An 11933-nucleotide genomic window follows, 5' to 3' on the forward strand; every position below is an offset into this window, starting at 1 on the left:
TGACAGAGGTGAATTCTGTCATTCAGCGAGGCATTGCTGCTGCAGAAAGTATCTTTGATCTGTTGGATTCAGATGCTGAGTCAGATCTGGGGCGAGATGATGTTGAGCGCGTTCAGGGGCATCTGCAACTACAGAATCTAAGCTTTGGTTATGACGATGATAAGCCAATTCTGCAAAATGTGGATTTAGATATTGCTCCAGGTAGAACGGTTGCGCTGGTAGGAAAATCGGGGAGCGGTAAGTCAACTTTGGTGAATCTGATTCCTCGTTTTTATGAGGTGACTCAGGGGCAAATGTTACTTGATGGTAAATCCCTTAATGACTACGAGCTGAGCACATTGCGTGGGCAGATTGCCATTGTGACGCAGAATGTTGTGCTATTTAGTGGCACCATCCGAGACAATATCGCTTATGGGGCTATGCAAGGCTGTAGCGAAGAGGAGCTTGTTGCTGCGGCTGAAGCTGCTCATGTTATGGAATTTGTCAGCAAATTGCCGGATGGCCTGGACACGGTTGTCGGTGAAAATGGGATTAAGCTTTCCGGCGGTCAACGTCAACGTATCGCTATAGCCAGGGCTATCTTGAAGAATGCGCCATTGTTGATTCTGGATGAAGCAACCTCTGCTCTGGACACAGAGTCTGAGCGCCATATTCAGGCAGCATTGGAAAATGTTATGGAAGGGCGTACCACCATTGTGATTGCCCATCGCTTATCCACTATCGAAAATGCTGATCTGATTGTGGTTATGGATCAGGGGCAAATTGTAGAGAAGGGCAGTCACGGCCAATTACTGGCCCATGAAGGCGCCTACGCTAACTTATATAATATGCAGTTTAATGATAATGCAGATAACATCACGCCTGCGTTAACGACAGCGATGCAGGAACAGGAGTGAAGTGAATGAAAATCCATATGCCCCGCTTTGATAAAGCTCAGGTGCTGGTTGTAGGTGACCTGATGTTGGACCGCTATTGGCATGGACCTACTTCTCGTATCTCTCCTGAAGCACCGGTACCCGTGGTTAAGGTTGAGCAGAATGAAGATCGCCCGGGTGGTGCTGCTAACGTTGCTTTAAACGTAACAGCTTTAGGTGCTGGGGTCTCTTTAGTGGGTTTAGTTGGCGAGGATGAAGCAGGCCAGGCGCTAGAGAAACAACTGCAATCTGCCGAAGTTAACTGTGCGTTTTCAGTTACGGATTCTGAACCAACCATCACCAAATTACGCGTGATCAGCCGTCATCAACAGCTTATACGTTTGGATTTCGAAGAGAGCTTTGCTTCTGACTACAGTGAGCGGGTTCTGGAATCTGCCTCTCCGCTATTACCCAATGTGGGTGTGATTGTCCTATCCGATTACGGTAAAGGTACGTTGTCCGATTGTCAGAGTTTGATCAGCGCAGCCAAACAGCAAAATGTTCCGGTACTGGTTGACCCTAAAGGCAGTGATTTTAGCCGCTACCGTGGTGCAACCTTGTTAACGCCAAACCTTTCCGAGTTTGAGGCTATTGTCGGCCCTAGTTCCAGCGAGGAAGAGCTGGTGGCTAAAGGACAGCAACTAGCCACAGAGTTAGAGCTGGATGCACTGTTAGTTACTCGAAGTGAACAGGGAATGACCCTGATTCAACCCGGTCATGATGAGCTGCATTTCCCTGCTCGTGCCCGAGAAGTATTTGATGTTACCGGTGCTGGCGATACTGTTATCTCTACACTGGCTTCAGCCTTGGCTGCAGGTGAAGATCTGGCCAATGCCGTGGCATTGTCGAATATTGCCGCCAGTATTGTGGTTGGTAAGTTGGGTACAGCTGCGATCAGTGCGCCTGAGTTGCGTAGGGAAGTGAGCAAAGAGCAAGGGGCTGAACGTGGAGTTGTTACCGAAGAGCAACTACTGATCGCGCTGTCTGATGCGCGTGCCGCTGGTGAAACTATCGTGCTTACCAATGGTTGCTTCGATATTCTGCATGCGGGACATGTAGGTTATCTGGAACAGGCGCGTGCCCAGGGAGATCGCCTTGTGCTGGCGATCAATAGCGATGAATCAGTCAGCCGACTTAAAGGCCCGGGTCGTCCGATCAATCCTGTAGAGCGCCGTATGGCCGTACTCTCTGGTTTGGAAGCGGTGGACTGGGTACTGTATTTCACAGAAGACACTCCTGAACGTTTGTTGGAAACCGTACGTCCGGATGTGCTGGTCAAAGGTGGTGACTACGGTATAGAAGGTGTAGTTGGCGGTGAATTCGTACGTAGTTACGGAGGCGAAGTAAAAGTGCTCTCTTTCCTGGATGACTGCTCAACCACTGCAATCGTGGAGAAAATCCAAGGGGATTAGACCCATTTTCTCACCACAGAGGCACAGAGGCACAGAGGGCACGGAGAAGGGCTTTATTAGTTAGGCCCTTTTTCAAAGAATACAGGTAAACGTTCGGATAAAATTTCTTTTTGCCTTTGCCTTTGCCTTTGCCTTTCCTCGGTGTTCTCTGTGCCTCTGTGGTGCCATTTAAATCTGCCCTGCCAAAATAGCCCCGCTACTCCTCCAGTAGCATCTCTTCTAGTACCTGAGGCTCATGAATAATCAGGCTTTTACCATTTTTCTCAATGTAACCCAGCTCTATCAGGTGAGATAAAGTTCGGGAAACCGTTTCGCGAGTCGTGTTAGTCATTGTGGCGATTTCGGTTTGAGTCGGTAGCTTTTCAATACGCAAGCCGTTGGCATCTTTTCGGGCGTACTTTAACAGCATAGTGTTAATGCGTGCGGAGGCATTTGCGCTGCCCAGTAAAACGATATGATCGTTATTCTCGCGAATAATACGCGTCAGTTGCAGCAGTAGTTTTTCCGAAACAGATGGTGTTTCGAAGATAAGTTTACGAGCTTCATTTTTTGGAAGGTAGGCAATATGGCTGCTTTCTGTCGCAACAACCGTTGCGGAGCGTTGTTTGTGGTCGATCAGGGATAATTCGCCAAAGTGCGAGCCTGCATCAAAAAAAGTAAAACCTATCTCTCTGCCGTTACTGGAATAATCTACCGCTTTAAGTCTGCCTTTTAGCAGGAAATAGAGTTCCGAAGAGTCTTGCCCTTTCTGAAACAATACCTGATTGCGCTTTAGCTGCGTCTCGTGGAGCTGAGAACTAAGCTTTGATAGCTCTGCTTCACTTAACGCTGATAGCAGATCAAAAGCTTTAAGTTGATCTGGCGATATAAGCATAGTTTCTCCGCATATATAACTTTCTACTCTGTAAAGGCTTCACTACAAGGATCTAGCCTTTATTCCCTTTAACTACTTTGATCGAGGAAATCAGCTCCAATCCCACTAGTGATAAAAGAGCTGACCTCAGAATATGACTCTATATACCAATGAACAGTATTGGGACTATAGATATCCCTTATCTAAGTGGGAAGTTTATAGTACATTAAACGATCAATAATACTCGGTTGTTATAGGGATTAACATGGACACCTCCACCTATCAGGATACAATTCAATCACTTTAGATAGCATACTATGGCCGTCCGGCAGACTTTGGTGGTCTGGAAGCCTGGACCCTGGCGCTTGAAGCTGCAGATGGTGATGTGAATCAGATTATTGATGCTTTTGCTAACTCAGCTGAGGCACAAGAGCGATTTGGTGGCCTATCGTCAGAAGACACAATTATCCGTCTTTATAACCAGCTCTTTGACCGAGATCCTGAGTCGCAGGAGATTATCGATAGCTGGGTTGAGCAATTAGAAAACAATCCTGATGTTACCGCGCAATCCATTGCGCTGGAGCTGTTAAAAGGCGCGCAGAACCAAGATGCTCAGGTAGTTGCCAACAGAATAGAAGCGGCTAATGCTTTCACTCAGTATTTGAAAGATCTGGAAACAACCCACCAAAGTAATGAGAATGCTGCCAAGGCTGGCGGCTTAGCTGGAGATGGAGAGATTGTTCCTCACCATTATTCTGGTGGTTATGCAGCTCAACAAGCAGCTAACTGACTTTCTACAGTATTAGGTGACCCAGATAGCCTGGCAAAAGCGATTGCAAATTTAGATAAATTTATCCCTGAGATCCATTTGCCAGCAAGTATCAAGGTAGATAATGTAGTTGTTGATGAAAGTGATGGCGCCGTGGCGGTAGTTTTTGAGCGGAGTGGGGGAATCTATACCAATTTAGCAGTAAGTTATAGGACTGAAAATGGTACTGCCGGCTCGGATGATTATAGCAGTGATGTGGGCGGATTTGCTTTCTTTACATTTGGTGTAAATGAGTTAACTCTGCCTATTGGTATCACGGACGATTATGTCTCTGAAGGTGTAGAAGATTTTTATTTGCTCTACCAGAGTGGGACTAGCACTGATCGCGCAACCATCACCATCATTGATAATGATGGTAGCAACGCACCGCCCGCAGATCTAATCGACTTTGATGACGTTTATGATTCAAATGTTTCTGTAGGTGGGCTCCCATCGAATTATCAAGGTTTTACATGGGGGGCTGAGTTCGATAACGACCCTTGGGGGATCGTTAAATATTCTTCATCAGGATATGAAAACCTAAACTTATTTACTGATGCTAGTGGTGAAGGGCATGTTGCATATACGAATCTAAGTGCTGTTACGTCCATTAGCCGTTCAGAACTATTTGACTTTGAGAGTGCTGCATTAAATTCCGCTTGGAATGATGGGCTCATCGCTAGGGTTTCTGGCTACCGGGACAATGTTGTATTGGGATTTGAGGATATTGTATTAGATACAGATAACCCAATGGTTTATGAGTTTGATGATGCAATTTTTGATAGTGTAGATAAGGTTGAATTTTCTCTTGTCAATTATGGCACTGATGCTGGACTCGGGGGCGGCGGGGACTACATTGCTATTGATGATATTTTGATTCTCTAATGTGAAGTTATAGGGGATATCCAAAATTCAAAGTAAAATTCACCTTCGTACAAGCTGTCATTGTTTCGATTAAGGAGCATTAAAGGGTTCACCCCTTTAATTGTTCAACTACGGTACTTTGTGTTTCAAGGTCCGAGCTTTTAGCTTATAAAAAGCTATTCTCGTCCCTCTTAGCGCGACCATCATCCTTAGGTACTGTCAAATATTCCGACAGTTCTAAGTCGACATATCACACTCCCTTGACTAGGCTCAGAGTTATCTCACTGAATTACTTGTGAAATATAAATAATTCATACATTCTCTCTGTTCTATATAGCTTTGAAAGTGTCGTTGAGGGGCACCGAATATGAAGGATCAAGTTCACTCTAACCTTGCGGCTTTCCCACCTAAGTTGCTTAGTGTAGTTTTGGCGAGCCTTATAGCATCCACTGTTCAGGCTAATCCTCAAGGCGCCAGTGTTATTCACGGCCAGGCGAATTTCCAGCAGTCGGGTAGTCATCTGACTATTACCAATACTCCCAACACGGTCATTAACTGGCAAAGCTTCAACATTCAGCCAAATGAAACTACACAATTTATACAGCAAAGCGTGGATAGTGCTGTACTCAACCGGGTTTTGGGTGCAGATCCTTCACAGATTCTTGGTTCATTAAACTCTAATGGACGTGTATTCCTGATTAACCCAGCCGGCATATTAGTTGGTGAAGGTGCCAAAGTGGATGTTGGTGGCCTGGTTGCTTCTACTCTGCACCTCAGTGATGAGGATTTCCTACAGGGGCATTATGCCTTCAAAACAGTTAACGATGCTGGGGCTATTACCAACGCCGGTAGTATTAAAAGCGCCAGTGGGGGCAGCGTATTCCTGATCGCCAACGATGTGACCAACACTGGCATCATCAGCAGCCCGCAAGGGGAGATACTGCTGGCCTCGGGCAAGAGTGTAAAAATCCTGGACAGTACAACGCCGGGTGTAGGTTTCGAAATTACAGCACCTGAAGGAGAGGTGTTAAACCTTGGTAAGCTGATTGCCGAAGGTGGTACGGCTGCCATGATTTCCGCTCAAGTGAGAAATCAGGGAGAGCTCAACGCCAATAGTTTGGTTAGTGAAGGTGGCAAGCTGTTCCTGAAAGCCAGTAATTCCCTTACCAATTCGGGGACTATCACCGCTACCAGCCAAACCGGACAGGGAGGCGATGTTCAACTCGTTTCTTCAGGTGATTTAAGCGTTGAAGAGGGTAGCCTTATTGATGTGTTCGGACAGCAGGGCGGTACTATCAGCGCAATTGCTGATGCCCAGTTAAGCGGTTCAGTGACAATTAATGCCAAGGGTGTGGATAAGGGCGGTAGTATCGATCTGACTGCCAAAGATGTGGTGCTGACAACCACCAGTATTGATGCCAGTGGCGGTAACAAAGGTGGATCGGTTCGTATCGGTGGTGAATATCAGGGAGGAAAAAACCTTGCTACGGATGAGATTCCCAATGCTGACACGGTTACTTTAACTGCTGATGTGCAGATTAAAGCAGATGGACTCGATGTTGCCGCTGATGGTGGTGATGTTGTTGTTTGGGCTGACGGTACCAGTGTGGTTGCTGCGGATATCTCAGCCATGCCTGGCAGTGAAGGTAAGGGCGGTAATATTGAAGTATCTGGTGCTGAGCAGTTAGTTTTTCGTGGTGAGGTCAAGGCGGGGAAAGGTGGTCAGATACTCTTTGACCCGAAGAATATTCTCATTGACGGTACGGTGACTGGTGGTGCGAACAGCATCTCAGATGCAACTTTTGATAAAGATATTACCCCTTTTACGCTTCATCCAAGTCAGGTTATCGCCGCTCTTGAAGGTGGCTCGGCGGTTGTTCTGCAAGCTAGTAACGATATTACGTTAGCTACTTTCAGTAGTATCGATTCGCCTTATGATGGAGCGTTGACGCTACAAGCGGGCCGCAGCATTTTACTAAATTCCAGTATCGCTCTTGATGATGCCAACCTGATCCTGATTGCGAATGAAATCCTCGCTAGCGGAGTCGTGGATGCTCAAAGGGATGCGGGGGATGCCTCTATTGCTATGGGTAACGGTACCCGATTAGATACTGGATCCGGTGATATTGTTATTAAACTGCTAGATGGCGCAGGAAAAACTAACAAGGGCGCCAGTGACATACGCCTGCAGATGGTGGAAGGGAACTCCGTAGAAATTATGAGTTCTGTTAGTGGTAATATCATTCTGGGCGATAAGATTACGGCCAGTGATTACATCACTATCGATGCCAGTTCAAGTAAGTTTACCAACAATCATGGTGCTGATGCGCTAGATACAACTACCGGACGGTGGCTGATCTATAGCCAGTCACCGGAACAGGATTTTCGTAACGGGTTGGCTTATGACTTCAAGCAATACGGTTCAGGCAGCCTAAGTACGTTATTAGGCACTGGAAACGGCGTTATATACGAAATCACACCAGCAATTACCCCAACACTACAAGGTGAAACAACCAAAACCTACGATAGCAATACCACCGCAGCACTAGCTGCTGAGAACTTTACGTTTAGTGGTGCTATCGATGGTGATGATGTTTTTCTGGTTGCTCCGACCACAGGTGTTTATGCAGATAAAAATGTAGGGACCACAGCCGTAACTGCAGGCAATATTGTTCTGGAAGGGGTCAGTGTAACCGTGGGGGCTAATACGGTTCCTGTCTATGGCTATCAGCTAGCAACGAATGAGGCTACTGCGAATATAGGTTCCATCACTCCTCGTGTTCTCAATTTTATCAGTAGCGCCAGTGATCGTATCTATGATGGTACCACCGATGCGGATGTTAGCTTTAATGATGACCGAATAGCTGGCGATGTACTTCAGATTAACTACACCGCAGCGAATTTTGATGACAAGAATGTAGGTAGTGAAAAAACGGTTACTTCAACTGGCTTATCTTTATCAGGTACAGATGGGGGTAACTATTCTTTAGCTGCTACTACCTCAGTAACGGATGCAGACATTAGTGCTGCAACTATCGCTCTGCCAGAGCTGAGTGTTAACAGCAAAGTCTATGATGACAGCACAACTGCAACGCTGAATATTGGCACTCTTCAAGGTTTGATAGGAGTGGATGACGTTGCTGTGTCTTCCACTGCAGCTTACGACAACCAGAGCGTAGGTAGTGGTAAAACCGTCACAACGCTACTTGGCCTGAATGGGACTGATGCAGGGAATTACTTGTTGGCAGATAGTGCGCCTACCCTATTGGGTGAAATTACGCCTGCAACGCTTAATCTGGCAGGCATTACCGCGCCTGACAAAGTATACGATGGCAATACTGACTCTCTATTTGGTTTAGGGGCGGTGACAGGCTTATTTGCCGGAGATGTGGTTAATATTGACGGTAGTGCAAGTTTTGCAGATAAGAATGTTGCTGCCGGGAAAACTGTTACTGGTAGCCTTAGTTTGTCTGGGACCGATGCAGGAAACTACGTCTTAAATGATAGTAATCCCATCACGACTGCAAGTATTACCGCAGCCACTCTTAATCCAGTTAGCGTAACAGCCAGTGACAAAGTCTATGATGGCAATACGGATGCGTTGGTAGCCTTTGGTGCCCTTGAGGGCTTGATCACGGGTGATGATGTCAGTCTGGGCGGTACAGGACTCTTTGCTGACAAGAATGTTGGCGATGGTATCGCGGTAGCTGCGAACCTTAGTTTGAATGGCGCTGATGCGGGGAACTATGTACTGGGTAGTACAACTGCGAACACTACTGCTGCAATCACCCCGGCTACTCTATCTTTAGCCAGCCTTTCAGCGGATGACAAAGTATACGATGCAACCACAGCGGCCAACCTGAATCTTGGTAGCTTGGTTGGTGTTATCAGCGGCGATGATGTCAGTGTTAGTGGTAACGCTAATTTTGCCGATAAGAACGTGGGTAATAATAAAACGGTTAACAGCAATTTAACCTTGTCAGGTGTTGATGCTGGCAACTATAACCTTGACGGCTCTACAGCAACGACTACGGCCAGTATCAGCCCGGCAACGCTGACTTTAGCCAGTGTTTTAGGCGTGGATAAAATCTATGATGCCACGGTGACAGCGACTGTAAATCTAGGTGCAATAACGGGTGTATTGGACGGAGATGATGTTTCGGCAACTGCTGATGCCAGCTTCGCGGATAAGTATGTTGGTGCAGACAAAACGGTGACCGGTACGCTTGCTTTAGCGGGGGCTGATGCCGGGAATTACAATTTCGACTCAAGCAACTTTACTACTCAGGCCGATATAACAGCGGCCACTCTCAATCCAGTTAGCGTAACAGCCAGTGACAAAGTCTATGATGGCAATACGGATGCGGTGGTAGCCTTTGGCACCCTTGAAGGCTTGATCACAGGTGATGATGTCAGTCTGGGCGGTACAGGGCTCTTTGCTGACAAAAATGTAGGCGATGGTATCGCTGTAGCTGCAAACCTGAGTTTGAATGGTGCTGATGCGGGGAACTATGTACTGGGTAGTACGACCGCCAACACTACTGCTGCAATCACCCCAGCCACTCTATCCTTAGACAGCCTGTCAGCGGATGACAAAGTATATGATGCAACTACTGCGGCCAACCTGAATATTGGTAGTTTGGTTGGTGTTGTTAGTGGCGATGACGTTAGTGCTAGTGGCAGTGCAAATTTCGCTGATAAAAATGTCGGCGATGACAAAACCGTTAACACCAATCTAACTCTGTCAGGTGTTGATGCTGGCAACTACAACCTTGATGGCACTCTTGGTGGATCGATTGATGGTACTACTGATAGGACTACAACAACGATTACAGCGAGCATCAGCCCGGCAACGCTGACTTTAGCCAGTGTTTTAGGTGTAGATAAAATCTATGACGCCACGGTAACAGCTGCTGTAAATATTGGGGCATTAAATGGAGTATTCGATGGAGACGATGTTTCTGCCACGGCTGATGCCAGCTTCGTTGATAAAAATGTAGGTACAGCTAAAGCCGTAAACGGAATCTTAACTCTAACGGGGACTGATGCAGGTAATTACAGCTTTAGTTCGAACAGCTTTACAACTCAGGCTGATATTACGACTGCCACGCTGACCCTGGATAGCTTAACTGCAGGAAGTAAGGTTTATGATGGTACTACTGCAGCGGCATTAACCCCTGGAGCCCTGTCAGGGGTGTTTATTGGTGATGATATCCAGATTGTTGCTCAAGGTGACTTTGCTGATAAACAGGTTGGTTCAGATAAGGCAGTTTCCAGTAATTTAAGCCTTAATGGCGCTGACGCTGATAACTATCTGATTAATCCAGGTGATTTTCTTCTTACTGCCGATATAACACCAGCATCACTGACGCTAGAAGGGCTAACTGCAACGGACAAAGTCTATGATGGCACGACTACAGCTGATGCGCAGTACAGCTCACTGGAGGGCTTGGTTGCAGGTGATAATGTTAGTGCAACACTAGATGGACAGTTTGATGACAAAGCAGTGGGTACGGCAAAGAATGTTAGCGTTAACGTTCAGTTAACGGGTAATGATGCCAATAATTATCAAATCACTTCAAGCAACACGACTGCAGATATTACCCCGGCAACAGTACAACTAGAAAACGTCAGTGTTGCGGATAGAGTCTACGATGCGACAGTTGATGCCTTGGTGAATTTGGGTAATTTCCTCGGTGTGATTGATGGTGATGATGTTGAGGTTAGTGCTTCGGCTAGTTTCGCTGATAAACATGTTGGAAATGACAAGGCTGTTACGGCAAACCTTTCTTTGAGCGGGGCTGATGCTGGCAATTACCAACTTGATAGTTCCGATCTGAATACGACCGCTTCCATAACCGCCGCTCCACTCTCATTAGCCAGTTTATCTGCGAGTGATAAAGAATATGACGCCACTACAAATGCTGATCTGGTCTTCGGCTCATTACAAGGTTTACTCAATGGTGATGATGTTGTCATTACTGGAAGTGGTAATTTTGACGATGTGAATGTAGGAACAGATAAAGCTGTTCAAGTGGAACTGCTATTGAGTGGTAGCGATGCACAAAACTACCTCCTAACCACTGATAGCGGAACGTCGGCGAGTATCCTGCCGCGAAATTCAGTGACCTGGGTTGGAGGCAGTACCGGTAACTGGTCGCAGGCCAGTAACTGGGAAAGTCAGATTTTACCTATTGCGAGCAACGTACTTAATGTCATTTTACCTGGCGGTACAGTTGCAACTTATGACCTCGGTGAATCTACCGTTTTACAAACCTTGTCGGGCGGAGGCGGTTTGCTGCTTAACAACGGTAGCCTCGATTTAGGTACTGATATCAGCCACAGCTCCAGCCTCAGCAGTTTGGATATTCAGGGCGGTTTACTCAGTGCAATGGGGACGTTAAATAGTAATACGCCAATCCTGTTATCAGGTGGCATCCTGAAGGGTAGTGATCTTGATTTAGGTAATACCCTGGAGCAGAACGGCGGCATTTTCTCTCCTGGTAGTTCCCCTGGGGTTGTGAAGATTCAGGGTGATTATATTCTGAAGCCTTCAGGCACACTTCAGATAGAGATTGGCGGCTTGGTTCCTGGTAAAGAGTATGACGTAGTGGCAGTGACCGGTAGCGCGAGTTTGGAGGGAACTTTGGAGCTCTTGCATGTGAATCAATATACACCGGCACTGTATAGTCGCTATCCGGGCGTAGTGGAAGCTCAGCGCGGCTTTAGTGTGAATTTTAGTAATCAGCTGGAACCTACAGGGTTTAGCTATGATGCTGTACTTAATGGCAACCAACTTGACCTTCAACTAGCTAGAGCTCAAGTGGCGATCCCGTCAACGATAGGTTTCTTGAACGGCTCGTTGGTTTCAATTAATAGTATTCTTATACACAACAACTACTTAGCAGGGTTGTTGGGTAGCACCAGTTTATACGATATTCAATTACTCAGTGCCCAAGAAAATAGTGGGCAGGCGAGTGATAGAGGTACTGTTGGAGGAGGCCAGGGCAACTTTGGCGGTGCTCCTGTTAATTTCCTAGGTGATAAACCAACTAGCATAATGGACAACACTGATGATGCAA

The 11933-nt window shown here is 46.6% G+C and carries 6 protein-coding genes; 5 read left to right on the forward strand and 1 reads right to left on the reverse strand.

From position 1 onward, the window contains the following. Both GY843_RS00820 and hldE read left to right on the forward strand, forming a co-directional pair. The coding region (locus tag GY843_RS00820) for an ABC transporter ATP-binding protein (RefSeq protein ID WP_297305821.1) at window positions 1–896 on the forward strand (896 nt) is incomplete at its 5' end. Between the two features lie 5 nt (window positions 897–901). Next, on the forward strand, window positions 902–2326 hold the full coding sequence (gene hldE / locus GY843_RS00825; protein WP_297305822.1) for a bifunctional D-glycero-beta-D-manno-heptose-7-phosphate kinase/D-glycero-beta-D-manno-heptose 1-phosphate adenylyltransferase HldE: 1425 nt from the start codon (window positions 902–904) through the stop codon (window positions 2324–2326). A 196-nt stretch (window positions 2327–2522) separates the two neighbouring features. On the opposite strand, the gene GY843_RS00830 is transcribed toward hldE, so the two are convergent. Beyond that, window positions 2523–3200 carry a Crp/Fnr family transcriptional regulator gene (locus tag GY843_RS00830; protein WP_297305823.1) on the reverse strand — a complete coding sequence of 226 codons (678 nt, stop codon included), beginning with the start codon at window positions 3198–3200 and terminating at the stop codon, window positions 2523–2525. Window positions 3201–3564: 364 nt separating this feature from the next. Here GY843_RS00830 and GY843_RS00835 point away from each other — a divergent pair, with 364 nt between their 5' ends. The 3 genes from GY843_RS00835 to GY843_RS00845 all read left to right on the forward strand — a co-directional run. After that, window positions 3565–3969 carry a DUF4214 domain-containing protein gene (locus GY843_RS00835; protein WP_297305824.1) on the forward strand — a complete coding sequence of 135 codons (405 nt, stop codon included), beginning with the start codon at window positions 3565–3567 and terminating at the stop codon, window positions 3967–3969. A gap of 78 nt (window positions 3970–4047) precedes the next feature. Next, a complete protein-coding gene (locus GY843_RS00840) occupies window positions 4048–4872 on the forward strand; it encodes a Calx-beta domain-containing protein (RefSeq protein ID WP_297305825.1) in 825 nt (274 codons plus the stop codon). Between the two features lie 346 nt (window positions 4873–5218). Next, a partial coding sequence (locus tag GY843_RS00845; RefSeq protein ID WP_297305826.1) for a YDG domain-containing protein occupies window positions 5219–11933 on the forward strand: 6715 nt, incomplete at its 3' end.

Origin of the sequence: Neptuniibacter sp. (assembly GCF_024231755.1) — a bacterium.
Classification (GTDB): domain Bacteria; phylum Pseudomonadota; class Gammaproteobacteria; order Pseudomonadales; family Balneatricaceae; genus Neptuniibacter.